Source organism: Halomonas sp. BC1 (assembly GCF_002078135.1).
In the GTDB taxonomy this organism is placed as follows: domain Bacteria; phylum Pseudomonadota; class Gammaproteobacteria; order Pseudomonadales; family Halomonadaceae; genus Vreelandella; species Vreelandella stevensii.
Genome location: NZ_LFGS01000004.1, coordinates 624,120 through 640,302, shown reverse-complemented (window position 1 = coordinate 640,302; position 16,183 = coordinate 624,120). Strand labels below are relative to the sequence as shown.

At 62.4% G+C, this 16,183-nt stretch carries 17 protein-coding genes and 3 tRNA genes; 12 read left to right on the top strand and 8 right to left on the bottom strand.

Going from position 1 to position 16,183, the window contains the following annotated elements:
- Positions 1-90: 90 nt before the first annotated feature.
- A complete protein-coding gene (gene hisC, locus B7L72_RS04545; RefSeq protein WP_081192805.1) occupies positions 91-1,152 on the bottom strand; it encodes a histidinol-phosphate transaminase in 1,062 nt (353 codons plus the stop codon).
- A 191-nt stretch (positions 1,153-1,343) separates the two neighbouring features.
- Between hisC and B7L72_RS04540 the strand changes: the two genes are divergently transcribed.
- From B7L72_RS04540 to mnmH, 4 genes are all read left to right on the top strand, one after another.
- Positions 1,344-1,793: a copper resistance protein NlpE N-terminal domain-containing protein gene (locus tag B7L72_RS04540; RefSeq protein ID WP_026001970.1), complete on the top strand. Its 450-nt coding sequence runs from the start codon at positions 1,344-1,346 to the stop codon at positions 1,791-1,793.
- A 139-nt stretch (positions 1,794-1,932) separates the two neighbouring features.
- Positions 1,933-3,306: a DNA repair protein RadA gene (gene radA, locus B7L72_RS04535; RefSeq protein WP_081192803.1), complete on the top strand. Its 1,374-nt coding sequence runs from the start codon at positions 1,933-1,935 to the stop codon at positions 3,304-3,306.
- A gap of 58 nt (positions 3,307-3,364) precedes the next feature.
- Positions 3,365-4,402: a selenide, water dikinase SelD gene (gene selD / locus B7L72_RS04530; RefSeq protein ID WP_081192801.1), complete on the top strand. Its 1,038-nt coding sequence runs from the start codon at positions 3,365-3,367 to the stop codon at positions 4,400-4,402.
- Positions 4,399-5,487: a tRNA 2-selenouridine(34) synthase MnmH gene (mnmH, locus tag B7L72_RS04525; RefSeq protein WP_081192799.1), complete on the top strand. Its 1,089-nt coding sequence runs from the start codon at positions 4,399-4,401 to the stop codon at positions 5,485-5,487. The genes selD and mnmH overlap by 4 nt, the downstream gene beginning before the upstream one ends.
- 16 nt (positions 5,488-5,503) lie before the next feature.
- Here the strand turns inward: mnmH and B7L72_RS04520 are convergent, their stop codons facing one another.
- Positions 5,504-6,196 carry a type 1 glutamine amidotransferase gene (locus B7L72_RS04520; protein WP_016916058.1) on the bottom strand — a complete coding sequence of 231 codons (693 nt, stop codon included), beginning with the start codon at positions 6,194-6,196 and terminating at the stop codon, positions 5,504-5,506.
- Between the two features lie 155 nt (positions 6,197-6,351).
- Here B7L72_RS04520 and B7L72_RS04515 point away from each other — a divergent pair, with 155 nt between their 5' ends.
- Positions 6,352-6,954, top strand: a complete 603-nt coding sequence (locus B7L72_RS04515) for a YjaG family protein (protein WP_016916059.1) — start codon at positions 6,352-6,354, stop codon at positions 6,952-6,954.
- 29 nt (positions 6,955-6,983) lie between these two features.
- Here the strand turns inward: B7L72_RS04515 and B7L72_RS04510 are convergent, their stop codons facing one another.
- Genes B7L72_RS04510 through hisB form a run of 5 tightly spaced genes read right to left on the bottom strand, consistent with a single transcriptional unit; the run spans position 6,984 to position 10,315 of the window.
- Complete coding sequence (locus tag B7L72_RS04510; RefSeq protein ID WP_081192797.1) at positions 6,984-7,490, bottom strand: hypothetical protein; 507 nt, start codon at positions 7,488-7,490, stop codon at positions 6,984-6,986.
- Between the two features lie 9 nt (positions 7,491-7,499).
- Entirely contained in the window at positions 7,500-8,273 is a 774-nt protein-coding gene (gene hisF / locus B7L72_RS04505; RefSeq protein WP_081136412.1) for an imidazole glycerol phosphate synthase subunit HisF, read from the bottom strand.
- Positions 8,270-9,016, bottom strand: a complete 747-nt coding sequence (gene hisA / locus B7L72_RS04500) for a 1-(5-phosphoribosyl)-5-[(5-phosphoribosylamino)methylideneamino]imidazole-4-carboxamide isomerase (RefSeq protein WP_016916062.1) — start codon at positions 9,014-9,016, stop codon at positions 8,270-8,272. The genes hisF and hisA overlap by 4 nt, the downstream gene beginning before the upstream one ends.
- Positions 9,017-9,027: 11 nt before the next feature.
- Complete coding sequence (gene hisH, locus B7L72_RS04495) at positions 9,028-9,669, bottom strand: imidazole glycerol phosphate synthase subunit HisH (RefSeq protein ID WP_016916063.1); 642 nt, start codon at positions 9,667-9,669, stop codon at positions 9,028-9,030.
- Between the two features lie 52 nt (positions 9,670-9,721).
- The gene (gene hisB / locus B7L72_RS04490; protein ID WP_016916064.1) at positions 9,722-10,315 is read right to left on the bottom strand and encodes an imidazoleglycerol-phosphate dehydratase HisB; all 594 of its coding nucleotides are present in this window, start codon (positions 10,313-10,315) and stop codon (positions 9,722-9,724) included.
- 173 nt (positions 10,316-10,488) lie between these two features.
- Here hisB and B7L72_RS04485 point away from each other — a divergent pair, with 173 nt between their 5' ends.
- From B7L72_RS04485 to B7L72_RS04455, 7 genes are all read left to right on the top strand, one after another.
- Positions 10,489-10,971 carry an acetyl-CoA sensor PanZ family protein gene (locus B7L72_RS04485; protein WP_026001972.1) on the top strand — a complete coding sequence of 161 codons (483 nt, stop codon included), beginning with the start codon at positions 10,489-10,491 and terminating at the stop codon, positions 10,969-10,971.
- Positions 10,971-13,304, top strand: a complete 2,334-nt coding sequence (locus B7L72_RS04480) for an AsmA family protein (RefSeq protein ID WP_081192795.1) — start codon at positions 10,971-10,973, stop codon at positions 13,302-13,304. Before B7L72_RS04485 ends, B7L72_RS04480 begins: the two co-directional genes overlap by 1 nt.
- Before the next feature lie 96 nt (positions 13,305-13,400).
- Positions 13,401-14,498, top strand: coding sequence for an A/G-specific adenine glycosylase (gene mutY, locus B7L72_RS04475; RefSeq protein WP_081192793.1), 1,098 nt, complete (start codon positions 13,401-13,403; stop codon positions 14,496-14,498).
- A 44-nt stretch (positions 14,499-14,542) separates the two neighbouring features.
- A complete protein-coding gene (locus B7L72_RS04470) occupies positions 14,543-14,818 on the top strand; it encodes an oxidative damage protection protein (protein ID WP_039182763.1) in 276 nt (91 codons plus the stop codon).
- A gap of 154 nt (positions 14,819-14,972) precedes the next feature.
- Positions 14,973-15,048: transfer RNA gene (locus B7L72_RS04465), tRNA-Phe, on the top strand.
- Positions 15,049-15,054: 6 nt separating this feature from the next.
- Positions 15,055-15,129, top strand: a tRNA-Gln gene (locus B7L72_RS04460).
- Between the two features lie 72 nt (positions 15,130-15,201).
- A tRNA-Thr gene (locus B7L72_RS04455) sits at positions 15,202-15,277 on the top strand.
- Positions 15,278-15,997: 720 nt separating this feature from the next.
- Here the strand turns inward: B7L72_RS04455 and B7L72_RS18485 are convergent.
- On the bottom strand, positions 15,998-16,183 hold a 186-nt coding region (locus B7L72_RS18485), incomplete at its 5' end, for a hypothetical protein (RefSeq protein ID WP_176212829.1).

The following is a 16,183-nucleotide window of genomic DNA, read 5'->3' as shown; positions in this document are numbered from 1 at the left end:
GCAAAAAGCCCCGAGCACTCTGTGTTCGGGGCTTTTTGCTGTGCGTTGCATACGTCGAAACACCCAGCCAAAGGCTGGGTGTGAGCATCGTCAGGCGCAGAGCGTTTCCATGGCTTCGATAAAGCTGTCCATTTCGTCGTCCGTGCCGATGGTAATGCGTAGAAAGTTGTTCAGCACCTCGGTGTTGAAGTGCCTGACCAGAATGCCGCGCTCACGCAGGCCAGCGAAGAGCTGAGCGCCTTCATGGTGAGGGTGCTGGGCGAACAGGAAGTTGGCCTTGGAAGGCAATACCTCGAATCCAAGCCGCTCCAGGCGCTGGCGGGTGCGCTCCCGGGTGGCGATCACGTTATTGCGGCATGCGTCGAAGTGTTCGGTATCCTTCAGGGCTTCGATGCCCACCAGGCTGGCCAGGCTATCTACGGGGTAAGAGTTGAAGGAGTCCTTGACCCGCTGCAGGCCTTCAATCAGCTCGCTGGAGCCAATCGCATAGCCCAGCCTCAATCCTGCCAGGCTACGTGACTTGGAGAATGTGCCCGTGACCAGCAGGTTCGGGTAGCGGCTAATCAGCGACACGGCGCTGTCAGCGCCGAAATCCACGTACGCCTCATCCACCAGCACCACGCGGTCGGTGACTTTCTGCAGAAGTGCCTCGATAGCCTCCAGCGGGTGGGCATGGCCCGTAGGGGCGTTGGGGTTGGCAAAGATAACGCCGCTTCGCTCTCCCGCGCTGGCTAACGCATCCATATCCACTTCCCACTGGGCATTCAAGGGATGCTTGCGCAGCTCTACGCCGTAAAGGTTGGCATATACCGGATAGAAACTGTAGGTGATGCTGGGTACATCGAGAGGTGCCCCTTGGCAAAAAAACGCCTGAAATGCGAAGGCCAGGACTTCATCGGAGCCGTTGCCCACGAAGGTTTCCGCGACGCTGACGCCGTAGCGGCTGGCCAGGGTTTCACGCAGCGCCAGAGAGGTAGGGTCGGGGTAGAGCCGTAAATGATCGGTAGGGTATTGGGCCAGCGCCTGGCTGACACCAGGAGCCGGGGGGTAGGGGTTCTCGTTGGTGTTGAGCTTGATCACGCGCTCGCGGGGCTGCTCGCCGGGAATATACGGGGTAAGATCCCTGACGGCAGGGCTCCAGTATTGGCTCATGGGGGTAACCTGATTGTGCGGATGTGAATATCCCCATGGTCGCCTGATGGCCGCAAGAGCGCAAGCATTCCCATTGGCCGCGATTCGGCCCATACTTCTCCTGTGAAGGGGTGGGCGTCGCACCTTGTAGCGGTTATGCTGTCATAAGCGCGCGAAAGAAATGTATGTCCAACACCATAAGGAGACACCCAATGCAATTCAGGAGTTTGCTAGCCGGTTCGGCTATGTTGGCACTGCTGGCGGGCTGCGCAGCTGGCCCGACGGATCAGCGCGACGACGCAGGCATGAGCGCCTCACAGGCTAACTATCAGGGTACTCTGCCCTGCCGTAACTGTGACGGCATTGACCTGGATGTGACCATGCAGGGTGAAGAAATGGCCGCTCCGGAAGAGCGTACCTTTACCTTGAATGCGACTTACCGCAACCACCCCCAGACACCGCCCGATGAAAACTACGCTGGTAACTGGGAAGTGCTGACGGGTACGCCTGCCGACCCCGACGCGACGGTCTACGAACTGACACCGGACGGTGACGGCCAGATCTACTACTTCCAGCGGATCGACGAGCGTACGCTCGAGCTGATCGACCCGGAGCGTCGTCGCTTTGAAAACGGCGAGATGCTGCAACTGCGTCGCCAGTAATCGCTGAGCGCATCGCATCAAGGCGGCCATTGGCCGCCTTTTGTATGTCTGGCGGTGGTGAAAAAGTAGCAATGACGTTCGTTACAACCGTCGCAACAACAGTGGCAAGTACAGTCATGCGAGACAGGAGCGGCTAGCGTTGGCAAAAGCAAAGAGCGCCTTTGTGTGTACCGAGTGTGGTGCCGAGTATCGCAAGTGGCAGGGGCAGTGCACCAGCTGTCAGGAGTGGAATACGCTCAGTGAGATCCGGTTGACCAGTTCGCGGCCTGGCAGCGGAACGACGGCGACCGGGCGCGCTGGCTATGCGGGCAACCTCTCGAAGGAAGTCGTGGACCTCAGTAACGTCGACCTCAGCGAAGTGCCACGGTTGACCTCCACCTTTGCCGAGTTCGACCGTGTATTGGGAGGCGGCCTGGTACCGGGCTCGGCCGTGCTGCTGGGCGGCAACCCCGGGGCAGGCAAGTCGACGCTGCTGCTGCAAACGGCCTGCAAGCTGGCTCAGCAACGCCGCATCCTCTATGTGACCGGCGAGGAGTCGCTTTCCCAGGTCGCCATGCGAGCGCATCGCCTGCAGCTTCCCACCAACGGCTTGAAAATGTTGGCGGAAACCAGCGTCGAGACCATTCTGGCCGTTGCCGAGCGTGAAAAGCCCGAGATTCTGGTCATCGACTCCATTCAGACCATGCACCTGGAGGATATCAGCTCGGCGCCCGGCGGCGTGGCGCAGGTGCGCGAGTCTGCCGCAGCGCTGACCCGCTTTGCCAAGCAGACGAACACCGTCCTGCTGCTGGTGGGGCATGTCACCAAGGATGGCACCCTGGCAGGCCCCAAGGTGCTCGAGCACATGATCGATGCCTCGCTGCTGCTGGAGGGCGGGGCGGACTCGCGTTTTCGCACCCTGCGTGGCCAGAAGAACCGCTTCGGCGCGGTGAACGAGCTGGGCGTGTTCGCCATGCTGGAGCAGGGCTTGAAGGAAGTGAAAAACCCCAGTGCCATCTTCCTGTCGCGCCAGGAAGAGCAGGCTCCCGGCAGCCTGGTGATGGTGGTATGGGAAGGCACGCGGCCGATACTGGTGGAAGTGCAGGCGCTGGTCGATGAGTCAGCCTTGGGGAACCCGCGCCGGGTCGCCGTTGGGGTCGATCAGAACCGCTTGGCCATGCTGCTGGCGGTATTGAACCGGCATGGTGGGCTGTTCACCGGTGACCAGGACGTGTTCTTGAACGTGGTGGGCGGGGTCAAGGTGCTGGAAACCAGTGCCGACTTGGCGGTGCTGCTGGCGGTAGTGTCGAGCCTGCAAAACCGTGCGCTGCCCAAGGAGCTGGTCGTGTTTGGCGAAGTGGGGCTTTCCGGCGAGATTCGCCCCGTGCCCAGCGGGCAGGAGCGTATTACCGAGGCGGCCAAGCATGGCTTTTTGCGCGCCATCGTGCCGCGCGCCAATGCGCCAAAGCAGTCGCCCAAGGGCATGGAAGTCATCCCGGTCGACAAGCTTAGCGATGCCCTTGAGGCGTTGTGACATGGACTATGCTGGATAGCAGAAACGCCAGCCCCGAGCACAGCAAAGGAGAGTCACCATGAGTTCGATTCGATTGACCCAGTACAGCCATGGAGCGGGCTGCGGCTGCAAGATTGCCCCAGACGTGCTGGACGGCATTCTGGCCAAGGCGGGCCCCGCCGCGGGGCATCAGCGCCTGATCGTGGGCAACCAGGGGCGAGAAGACGCCGCGGTGTACGACCTGGGCGATGGGCGGGGCATGATTGCCACCACTGATTTCTTCATGCCCATCGTCGATGACCCCTTCGATTTTGGACGCATTGCGGCCACCAACGCCATCAGTGATGTCTACGCCATGGGCGGCACGCCGGTGATGGCGCTGGGCATTCTGGGCTGGCCACTCGACAAGCTCGCGCCCGAAATAGCCGGAGACGTCGTGGCCGGAGCGCAGGCGGTATGCCGCGAGTTGGGCATTGCGCTGGCGGGCGGGCACTCCATCGATGCTCCAGAGCCGATCTTTGGCCTGGCCGTCAATGGCCTGGTGTCGCTTGACCAGCTAAAGCTCAATAGCCAGGCCAAGCCCGGTGACCTGCTGTATCTCACCAAGCCGTTGGGCGTGGGGCTATTGACCACTGCCGAAAAGCGCGGCCTGCTGGAAGCAGGGCACCAGGGACTTGCCCGTGAAACCATGCTCAAGCCCAACACCATTGGCGTCGCGTTGGCCGGTGTCAAAGGAGTGAATGCCATGACCGACGTGACCGGCTTCGGGTTGGCAGGTCATCTGGCGGAAATGTGCAGCGCCAGTGGCGTGAAGGCCCACGTGGACTTTCGCCGCTTGCCGCGCCTGGCGGAGGCCGAAGGCTACCGCCGCCAAGGAGCCGTTCCCGGTGGTACCCAGCGCAATCAGCAGGCGCTGGGCAGCGCCTTGCCCGCCATGGACGAAGCCCACTGGCAGTGGCTATGCGACCCTCAAACCTCGGGAGGGCTGCTGCTGAGTGTCGATCCCGCCTGGCAGGACGACGTGGAGCGCATAGGTCGCGAGCACGGCGTCACGCTGGAACCGTTTGGCGAGATGCAGCCTGCCAAGGGCAGCGCCGTGATCCAGGTGGTCGGATGACGCTGCCCACGCTGCCTGCTTCTTTGGAGCTGGTGGCGCGTAATACGCCCTTGATCGATGTGCGTGCGCCGGTGGAGTTCGCCCAAGGCAGCCTGCCGGGAGCGGTGAACCTGCCGCTGATGGACGATGAAGAGCGCCGCCAGGTTGGCATTGCCTATAAACAGCAGGGCCAGCAGGCGGCGATTGCGCTGGGTGAACGGCTGGTCAGCGGTGCGGTGAAACAGTCCCGGGTGCTGGCCTGGCAGGCTCACCTGGCGCGTTATCCGGATGCACTGTTCTACTGCTACCGTGGCGGGTTGCGCTCCCAAATCAGCCAGCAGTGGCTGGCCGAGGCGGGCCTGCTGCGGCCCCGCATCGAAGGTGGCTGGAAAGCACTGCGGCAAAAGCTCTGCCAGCGCATCGACGAGGCCGCCCACCAGCCGCTGCTGGTGGTGTCTGGCCTGACGGGCTGCGCCAAGACGCCGTTGATCAACCAGTTGCCCAATGGCATCGACCTGGAGGCGTGCGCCCAACACAAGGGTTCCGCGTTTGGGCGTCAGCCGGAGGAGCCCGCCACGCAGATCGATTTTGAGCATGCGCTGGCCCAGCGGCTGATTGGCCAGCCAGGCAAGCTGGTGATGGAGGACGAGTCGCGGCAGATCGGCAATGCCAATATCCCGCTGCCGCTATGGCAGGCACTGCAACAAGCGCCGCGCATCCGTATTGAAATGCCGCTGGACTGGCGGTTGGACCAGCTGCGCCGGGACTATATCGAAGCGCTGGAGAGAGGCTATACGGCCCGCTTTGGCCCCGATGAGGGGCGTCAGCGCATGCAGCGACAGCTCGCAAGCGCCCTGGAACGGCTGGCCAAGCGGCTGGGGCATGCACGGCTACAGCGCTTGCAGCGGCTGCAGGCCATGGCGTTTCGTGCCCACGAGGCGGGCGACGTCCAGGCTCACGAGGCGTGGCTGGCCCCGCTGCTCACCGAGTATTACGACCCGCTCTATCGTTACCACCTGGAGAAGCAGCAGAGCCACCGGCCGCCCGAACTGCACGTAGGGGACTGGGAAAGCTGCCTGGCCGCCGCTCGGCAGTGGAGTGCCTAGCGGCGGCCGATACGCATCAGAGGCTTTTGAGCCACTGGGTCATGACCCGGTCCAGCAACGGCGCCAGACGCTGAAAGCGCTTGGGATCTGCCTGTATCTGATCGCCGGTTTGCAGGAAGCGCCCGGCGGAAGGGCTCCTGGCCGTGGGGAGCGCCTCGGCATTCAGCAAGGAAGCCGCGCTGGCCTGGGTCATTTCGAGATGGCATAGCAGCGCCACCACGCGACCAGCATCCCAACTGAACCCCTGGAGCGGTGCCGCCGCACTGCCGCCCAGGGGCAGCGCGCCGTCAGGCAGGCTAAATACCAGGCGATGCCACATGAAGGCATCGAACTGCTCGGGCAGGTCAAAGGTGCTCTCTGGCGCCAGGGTGACAGGGTGCCAGCCCGTTTCGGGGTAGGTGCCGGGGGCGATGACGGCGCCCAGGGCTTCGGCGATCCATAGCGCCCCCAGGCCAATGCCCATGACGGGTTTTTGGCCATCGAGGTAGCGGTGGATGAGCTTGCGCTCTGCCTTTTGCCAAGCGGGCGGGGCGCTGAACAGCGCGTCAGGGCCGCTCAGCACGATGAGCGCGTCGCACTCGCCAGGGCGCGGGGTCAGCTCCCCTGCGTATAGATGAAAAACGGTGTAACTATGGCCCATGCTCTCCAGCCAGTCTTGCAGGCGGGCGGGTCCATGGTCAGGGCCGTGCTGTAGCAGATGAATATGCATAGTAATCTCCTCGCCGGCCGCACACATCAAGCGCGGCGGAGCTTGCCCGCCGCGAGTGTGGGACGATAACGTATCGCGTCCACTTCACCAATACCGTTTATCAATACCGTTTCATCAATACCCTCTTCATCAACACAGTGACCCAGGACATCAGCATGGTGGCAAAACCCACAGGATTCTATCAGCGTCTGCAACTGCTGCCGCTGCCCGCCCAGCAAGCCTTCATGGCGGCCTTGTGCGAGCGGCTGCTACCCAACTACGCCCTCTACGAGCAAACCACAGGCCACGGTGATGGGCATACCCTGCGTACCGTGCTGAGCCTGGTGTGGGAGCGCTTGAGCGTGCCCAATGCCAGTATCGACTTTGCCCGTCAGGCGGAAAAGCTGGCGGAGTGCGAGCCACCGGCCAACGATGACAGTTTCGGGGCGCGCCGCGCGCTGGACGCCGTGGTCTCGATCTCGGCGCTGCTGGATACCTTGCAGGGTGAGTCGCCGGAAGCGGTGCTGGACGTGAGCCGCACCTCCCGGGCAGGAGTGCGGGCATTCATCGAGCTGACCGAGGGAGAGGTGGATGCACAGGCGCTGGCGCTGATCATCCGCGACCACCCGCTGATGGCCGATGAAAACGACTTTCAGGATGCGGTGCTGGAAGCCGTCAGCGAGCCGCTCACCAAAGCGGCGCTAAAAGAGATTCGCCTGCTGGGGCGCAACAGCGGCATCAGCAACTTGGGGCTTTCGCTGGAAGAGGGCGACGAGTAGCCGCCCTTGGGTCTTGCGAACGAACGGCCTTAAAAACGGACCCCCGCCGTGATCATCATGCCCGCCGTGCCGAACACGATCAGGTCCGACTCGACGCGCCCCCACTGAATGCCCACGCTGGGCAGAAGGGCGGGGGCGATTTCGTAGCGGTTGAAAGGAATCTTGTCGCGGAACTCATCCTTATAGCCCCGCAGCAGCCCGCCGGTGAGCTTGGCGCGCACGTTGATGTTGTCGCCCAGCTGCCCCAGCGGAAACTCCCGCCCAGCGTAGAAGTACCAGGTGGGCTGGTCGAAGGAGTTCTTGAACCAGGCGGCACCCGCCAGCCAGCGGTCAGGGTTGTGCAGCTCGACACTCACCAGATCCTGCTGGTTGGTGTGCTCCGGGTCGGGGCTGAAGTGTCGAGTCAACAGGCTGGTTTGCACCAGCGTGTGGTCCAGCTCAAAGGCCGGTGGCCCGTCAGGCATAGAAAAGGCCGCGGCAGATGCGCTCAGCCAAATCATTGCCAGGCCACCTAACCAGGTGCAGGCACGCGGCATGTCACTCTCCTAAAGGCGCATCTCGATGCCGCGCTCGGCCATGTAACGCTTGGCCTCGGGAATCGTGTGCTCGCCAAAATGGAAAATGCTGGCCGCCAATACCGCATCCGCACCGCCTTTCAATACGCCGTCCACCAGATGGTCCAGATTGCCGACGCCGCCCGAGGCAATCACCGGCACGCTGACGGCCTCGGAAATGGCGTGGGTCACGCCCAGATCGAACCCGATTTTGGTGCCGTCGCGGTCCATGCTGGTCAGCAGTAGCTCGCCTGCGCCGAACTCGACCATTTTCCTGGCCCACTCGACGGCATCCAGGCCCGTCGGGCGGCGCCCGCCGTGGGTGAAGATTTCCCAGCGGTCGGGTTCGCCCTCCTGAGAAACCTTCTTGGCGTCGATGGCCACCACGATGCACTGGCTGCCAAACCGGTCGGCGGCTTCCCGCACGAACTCCGGGTTGGTCACGGCGGCGGTGTTGATCGACACCTTGTCGGCACCCGCGTTGAGCATGGTGCGAATATCGTCGCAGGTGCGAATACCGCCCCCCACGGTCAGCGGGATGAACACCTCGCCAGCAATCCGCTCGACCATGTCCACGGTGGTGGCGCGGTCTTCGTGGCTGGCGGTGATGTCGAGGAAGGTGATTTCGTCGGCGCCTTGCTGGTTGTAGCGCTGGGCGATCTCCACCGGGTCACCGGCATCGCGGATACCGACGAAGTTCACGCCCTTCACCACGCGCCCGGCATCGACGTCCAGGCAGGGAATAATGCGCTTGGCCAGGCTCATGCACGGCCTCCGCTCAGCTCGTCGCTCAGGCGCTGGGCTTCGGCGACATCCAGGCTGCCTTCGTAGATGGCGCGTCCGGTAATCGCCCCCAGAATGCCGCTGTCGGCCACGTCGCACAGCGCGCGAATGTCATCCAGGTTGGTGACGCCGCCCGAGGCGATCACCGGCAGGCCGCCTTCGCGGGCCAACGCCGCGGTGGCTTCCACGTTCACGCCCTGCATCATGCCATCGCGGGCGATGTCGGTGTAGACGATGCTGGAGACGCCATCGTTGGCGAAGCGCTTGGCAAGCTCGGTGGCCTTCACGGTGGATACCTCAGCCCAGCCGTCGGTGGCCACGAAGCCATCCTTGGCATCCAGGCCCACGATGATGTGGCCCGGGAAGGCGCGGCACATTTCACCGACGAATTCCGGCTCCTTGACCGCCTTGGTACCGATGATCACGTAAGAGACCCCGGCGTTCAGGTAGTGCTCGATGGTGTCCGCCGAGCGGATGCCACCGCCGATCTGAATGGGCAGGTTCGGGTAGGCGCGGGCAATGGCCGTCACCGCGTCGCCATTGACCGGTTTGCCTTCGAAAGCGCCGTTCAGGTCCACCAGATGCAAGCGACGCGCACCGGCTTCTACCCAGCGCGCGGCCATGGCCACCGGGTCGTCGCCGTAGGAAGTGGCTTCGTCCATGCGGCCCTGCTTCAAGCGCACACACTGGCCGTCTTTGAGATCAATCGCGGGAATTACCAACATAGTGAAACCTCTCAGGGCGTCCAGGTGACAAAATTTTCCAGCAGGCGAAGGCCTGCGCGGGAGCTTTTTTCCGGGTGAAACTGCACCGCGAAGGTGGCATCGCGGCCAATCGCCACGTGGGCGCTGACGCGACCGTAGTCCGTCGTGCCGAATACCTGGGCATCGTCGGCGGCATTCACGTAGTAGCTGTGCACGAAATAGAAGTGTTCGCGGTCATCGATGCCGGCCCACAGCGGGTGGTCATGATGCTGGGCGACCAGGTTCCAGCCCATGTGCGGCACTTTCAAACGCTGCTCCTGGGCATCGCGCATATCCGCCGGGAAGCGGTCGACGCTGCCCTGGAAGAAGCCCAGGCAGTCCACGCCGCCATTCTCTTCGCTGCGCTCCATCAGCATTTGCTGACCCACGCAGATACCCAGCAGCGGCTTGGCCTGGCGGGTCAGAATCTCCTCCACCAGCCCGCGCAGCTCGGTACGCTCCAACTCGCCCACGCAGTCGCGGATGGCCCCCTGGCCAGGTAGCACCACGCGGGTCGCGCCCAGAATGCGCCGGGGATCACGGGTAATGATCACGTTCTCATGGGTGACGTGTTCGAGCGCCTTGGCGACCGAGTGCAGGTTGCCCATTCCATAATCAATCACGGCAATGGTCATGAAGCGCTCCTTGTCGAGGTCATCGAGCGATGGCTGATCGCTGCGTTAGGCATTACAGGCACCCTTTGGTGGAGGGCATCTGCCCGGCCATGCGGGGGTCTTCCGACACGGCCATGCGCAGGGCGCGGCCAAAGGCCTTGAAGATGGTTTCTGCCTGATGGTGGGCGTTGAAGCCCTTGATGTTGTCGATGTGCAGCGTCACCCGCGCATGGTTCACGAAGCCCTGGAAGAATTCCCAGAACAGCTGGGTGTCCATGCTGCCGATGGTATCGCGGGTAAATTCCACGTTCATGAAGAGGCCGGGACGCCCGGAGAAATCGATGACCACCCGTGAGAGCGCTTCGTCCAGCGGCACGTAGGCGTGGCCGTAACGGTAAATGCCGCGCTTGTCGCCAATCGCCTCATGAAAGGCCTGGCCCAGGGTGATGCCCAGGTCTTCGACGGTGTGATGGTCGTCGATATGCAGGTCGCCCTTGGCGTCGATATCGAGGTCGACCATTCCGTGCCGAGCCACCTGGTCAAGCATATGGTCCAAAAACGGAACGCCCGTCTGGCAGCGAAGATGGCCTTCACCATCAAGGTTGACGCTGACCGTGATCTGCGTTTCGTTGGTGTCACGGCTAACCGTGGCAATACGCGCTGACATGTTGCATCTCCTGCGCCGAGGCGCACTCTGAGGAATAATCGGCGGGCGGCGGCTGCGGCCAAAACAAGCATTATAGAGAATCGGCCCCCCCATCCGCTACAATGCGTGAAATGTCGCCGCCCATTGCGGCGCTCAAACAGCAGCCTGGCTGCATTGGCAACGAGGATTTCACCATGCCGGTGACACTGCAATACGTCGACCAGGCCCGATGGGACGCCGATGAGCAAGTGCGTATCGACCTCGTGCGTATCTATGAAGACGCACCGCAAGAGCGCATGCCGACCACCAGGGTTTTACCCTTCATAGAGCAGCATTTACAAGGGCAGCACGTGTTTGCCTGCGCCCTGTTCAACGACCGCCTGCTGGGAGCCGTGGCGGTGCAGGAGGGCGATGACCGCGCCTGGTGGCTATCCGAGCTGTGCGTGCGCAAGACCACGCGGCGGCGTGGCGTGGGCTCACGGCTGATGGCGCTGATGGGCGAGCAGGCCAAGGAAGAGGGCCGTGTACTGCGTATTGCCACCACCACGCTGCCGCTGGCCGACCGCGTGCTGCTATCCAAATTGGGCTATCGGCCTATCGCCGATGCCGAGCCAACGGAACCGGGCCTCCCGGCCACCAGTGATTTTGTAGAGCTAGACCCCCAAGGGAAAGGTTAATGAAACAGCTACTCCGTATTTTACTGGCGGCCATCGGCATTCTTGCCATCGCCGCCGTCGCTGCCGTGGTCTACGTCACCACCTTTCTGGACCCGGAAGACTTCAAGCCCCGGCTGACCGCCGTGGTGGAAGAGCAGACAGGGCTCAATCTGGCGCTGGAAGGCCCGATCAGCTGGTCGTTCTACCCGCGTATCGGTGTCAGCGTCGAGCAGGCCCGTGCCTGGCTGCCCGAACAGTCGGTGGACGAGTCTGCTTTCGCGGCGATCAACCGGGCCGAGGTGAGCGTGGCCTTCGCGCCGCTGCTACGGGGTGAAATCGCCGTGGATGGCCTGACGCTCGACGGCATGCGCCTGAATCTGGTGAAAAACGCTGAAGGCGAGGGCAACTGGGAGCCGCTGCTGGAGCGCCTCTCCGAACACAGCAACGAGTCCGCCGAAACCGTGCTGGCACCGGCCAGTGCAGGCCCCAATGCCGATGCGGGCAACCTCTCGGTGGTGCTGAACATCGCCAGCGTAGAAGTCAAAGGGGCGGATATTCGCTACCGCGATGAACAGAGCCAGGCCCTGTGGCGGGTACAGCCGCTGAACATTTCGGGTACCAACGTCAACCCAGTGCGCTCCTTCCCGCTCAAGGCCATGTTCACGCTCTCCCGGCACAACCGCCTGGATGCCGAAGTGCTGGAGCGCACGCCGGACATGACCAGCGAGGTCAACCTGGAAACTCGCCTGCGCCTTGGCCTGCAGGATGAGCAGATCACTCTGGAGAATACCCAGCTCACCACGCAGACCCGCCCAGGCGCCAACAGCGAGCCCCAGCAGCTCAGCCTGAAAGCGGCTGAAATCGTGGCGCGCATGGGCGAGCAGCAGCTCAGCATTCGCCAGGGCGTGCTGGATGCCGGCCTGCGCCATGCCGACAACTGGCAGGGAAGCCTGGCCCTTTCGCTGGCATTCGGCTTGGAAGGCGACCTGGCCGCTCAGACCGCCCAGTTGAAGGACCTGCAACTGACCGGGCCGGATGGCCTGCGGGTCAGCGGCCACCTCAACCTCGAACAGCTGCTGGAAGCGCCCCAGTACAGCGGCCAGCTCACCGCAGCCCCCTTTACCCTGCGGCCCTGGATCTCGCGCACTGGCGCAACGCTCAATACCACCAGCGAAGCGGCGCTGAGCGACGTGGCTCTGACCAGCCCAGTCGAAGGTGATCTCTCGCGCATCGCCTTGCCACGCCTCTCGTTGGTCATCGATGACAGCACCTTTACCGGCGACGTGAGTGCTACTCTGGATGGCAGCCAATTGAGCTTCAATCTGGACGGTGACCAGCTCAACCTGGACCACTACCTGCCGCGGCCTGCTGCCCCCGAGCAAGCCAGCCGGGGCCTGCTGCGCAGCGCCTTTGCCCAGGTCGAAGAAACCCTGCTGCCCCAGGAGTGGCTCAGCGGCCTGACCCTGCAGGGGGATCTCAGCGTCGGCGAGCTGCAGCTAGCGGGCATGACCTTCAACGACACCCAGCTGGCGCTGCGCGGTGACGAGGGCAACCATCGCCTGACCGGTTTCGAATCGCGTTTCTATGGCGGCGAACTCAACGCCACCGGCGCGCTGGACGCCACCGACAGCGTGATGACCTGGCAGTTCGCGCCGCGTATCAGCAATGTGCAAGTGGCCCCGTTGATCGAAACCTTCAGTGACGAAGAGGCCCCACTGCGCGGCCGCTTCAATCTGGAAGGCAGCTTGACGACCCAAGGCAACAGCCGTCAGGTGCTGCTCAGCAACCTCAACGGCGAGCTGGATGCCCGGCTGAACGAAGGCGCTATCCTGCGTACCAATATCTCCCGTGAGATGTGCGAGCTGGCGGCGCTGCTGGAAGGCCAGGGCACCACCCGTGAGTGGCATCCCGATACGCGCTTCGAGCGCTTCGACGCCACGTTCCAGGTACGCAACGGCGTCGTGCACAGCGATGACTTGTCGATCACTCTGCCGGGTATCGAAGTGCAAGGCGAGGGCGAGCTCAACCTGACCTCTCAGGACTTCATGACGCTGGCCAATGCACGCCTTGTCGATACCGCCGACGCCGCCTGCCAAGTGAACCCGCGCCTGGAGCAGCTGCCGCTGCCCATCCGCTGTGAAGGCCGCCTGGGGGATGATAAAGCCGAATGGTGCCGCTTCGATCGCACCGCGTTCCAGGCCAGCGTGGTGGATTTGCTGCGCATTGAAGCGGGCGGCCATCTGGAAGAAGAGCTCGAAGAGCGCCTGGGCACCACCATCGAGCGCATCGACGAGCGCCTGGGCGAGGGCGCGGGCCAGGAGCTGCGCGAAGGTATTCGCCGCCTGTTCAATTGATACGCCTGCCTTCTTATGGAGAAGGAGGCACCACCCCCTGCATGCGCCGGCCTTACCGCCGGCGCTTTTTTCATGGCAAGCACTTCAGGAGTGACCATGGCCGAGATGCCTACGCCGTGCCTGGCGGCCGATGAGTTTCAACACCGTCTACTGCGCTGGTTCGACCAGTATGGCCGCCACGACCTGCCCTGGCAGTCACCCCGCAGCGCCTACCGCGTCTGGGTGTCGGAAATCATGCTGCAGCAAACCCAGGTGGCCACGGTAATCCCCTACTTCGAACGTTTCATGGAGCGCTTCCCCACGCTGGAGGCCCTGGCCTGCGCCCCTCAGGATGAAGTGCTGCACCTCTGGACAGGGCTGGGCTACTACGCCCGCGCCCGCAACCTGCACAAGGCGGCCCAGCTGGCGCTGGCCGAGCATGGCGGCGAGCTGCCCACCCAGAGCGTCGATATGCTGATGACGCTGCCCGGCATCGGCCGTTCCACTGCCGGGGCGATCATTGCCCAAAGCACCGGCCAGCAGGCCGCCATTCTGGATGGCAACGTCAAGCGTTCGCTGACACGGCTGCACGCCGTGGCGGGCTGGCCCGGCCAGCCTGCGGTAGAGCGCTCCCTGTGGGCGCTGGCCGAGTACTTCACCCCCACCACGCGGTTGGCCGACTACACCCAGGCGGTGATGGATTTTGGCGCCACGCTGTGCAAACGCAGCAAGCCTGATTGCCCCATCTGCCCGTTCAATGACGTATGCCGCGCCTACGCCCAGGGCGAACCGCAGCGCTTCCCGGAATCGAAGCCCAAAAAAGTTACCCCCACCCGTGAAACCCTCATGCTGATGCTGCAGGACCCCCAGGGGCGCGTGTGGCTGGAACAACGCCCGCCCAGCGGCCTGTGGGGCGGGCTCTGGAGCCTGCCGCAGTTTGAGCGCCACGGCGAGCTGAACCACTGGCTGGAGGATAATGTCGTCGCCGCCCGGCGCCTGGCGCCGCTGCCCGCCTTTACGCATACCTTCAGCCACTTCAAGCTTTTGATCACCCCGCAGCCGGTGAGCTGTGAACGGCTCACCGGAGTGCGCGAAAATGGCCTATGGTATGACGTTCACCAGCCACCTGCGTTAGGCTTGGCGGCACCCGTCAAATCGCTGCTGAGCCAGCTGGCGCCGTTTAACCTGGACCCGGCACCGGGGCCAGCGCGCTGACGACTGGCACGATTTTCATTAAGCATCCGCCCAGGAGCTATTCCATGAGCAACACCGTTTTTTGCCGCAAGTACCAAAAAGAGCTGCCCGCGCTACCTTTCCCCCCGCTGCCCGGCAAGCAGGGCCAGGAAATACAGGCCACGGTGTCACAGCCCGCCTGGCAAGAGTGGCAGGCCCTGCAAACCCGCCTGATCAATGAAAAGCACTTGAACATGCTCGACCCCGAAGCACGCGCCTACCTGATGGAGCAGATGGAACGCTTCCTGAACAACGAAGCCACCGACCAAGCCGAAGGGTACGTGCCCCCCAGCCAGGCATAAGCCCCCGCCAGGGTACCGCCGTTACCCGCAAAGGGCGCAGGTGTGGCCGTGGCTCACGCGGCCCAATGTGCCCTAAGCATGTGACGAGAAAGAAAGTTTCACAAAGGTGTTGACGAAAACAGAAGCTTTTGGTTTAATACGCACCGTTGGCAAGGGCCAGATAGCTCAGTTGGTAGAGCAGGGGATTGAAAATCCCCGTGTCGGCGGTTCGATTCCGTCTCTGGCCACCACAACGTTGGGGTATCGCCAAGTGGTAAGGCACCGGTTTTTGGTATCGGCATTCCCAGGTTCGAATCCTGGTACCCCAGCCATTGCCAACAAGATTTCTTGTTGATTGGCTAGCTTAACGGCAAGCCAATCAAATTCTCAAGAAAACGCGACGCGCCGACATAGCTCAGTTGGTAGAGCAACTGACTTGTAATCAGTAGGTCCCGGGTTCGACTCCTGGTGTCGGCACCACTAAAAGTGGTTTAAAAGCAAAGCGTTAGAGACATTAAAAGGCCACCCCTAAGGGTGGCCTTTTTCGTTGGGTATATGCCGGGTATAGAACTGGCGTGTTTTCCTATCCTTGAAGCCTGAATGCCCACCCCCGCGTTTGCCTCCAGAAAAGAAGCGCTGGCGTGTTCTGGCTAAGCGCCCTTAGTGATAACGTCCATCCATTTTCTATGTGCATTCAAGTGCAGCTTTACGGCACTCAACCCTTTGATATACCCCCCTGCCATTTTCCCCGCTTAAACAAGCAAGGGGGGCGTATCGGTCTAGAGCCATAGGGTTCTGAACTTTTGACCTGCCCCCCGGCTGGGTACGAGACCGCCAGCACCCCCTATATACCTAAAACCCTTGGAGAGCTTCAAAGGGGCAAAACCTCTGGTGGTAGTGCATGGCACTGGGGCGCATCACGGCGCTACTTGGTTGATGCTTGTGCAGGGCGTGGGCATGCCTTAACCGGGTCGCTGTGTTTTGGTTGTGTCCGTTGTGTCTTTGTGTCCTGAGTCGATTTAAGTTAATGAAATTAATAATAAAAATATGCAGGACACAAAATAAAAAACATGCAGACACAAAGTGTTTAGACACAAGTTGTGTCTTGGTTTTGGAAGGTACTGGTTAGGCGGTAATCAATCACGGTCAGGGCGCGACACGACACAAAATCGCGAAACAGCGTTTTAGGCCTGAACAGCGCTATTGGCAGGGCGCAATGAGAGCAGCCCTAGCGTGGCTTTTGGCGTGGCTGAAGCTCACAGCCAATGGTTGATTGGGTGCCTGTTTGGGGTAAGCTACTGCCAGCACCAGCACCAGCACCAGCACCAGCACCAGCACCAGCACCAGCACCAGCACCAGCACCAGCACCAGCACCAGCACCAGCAC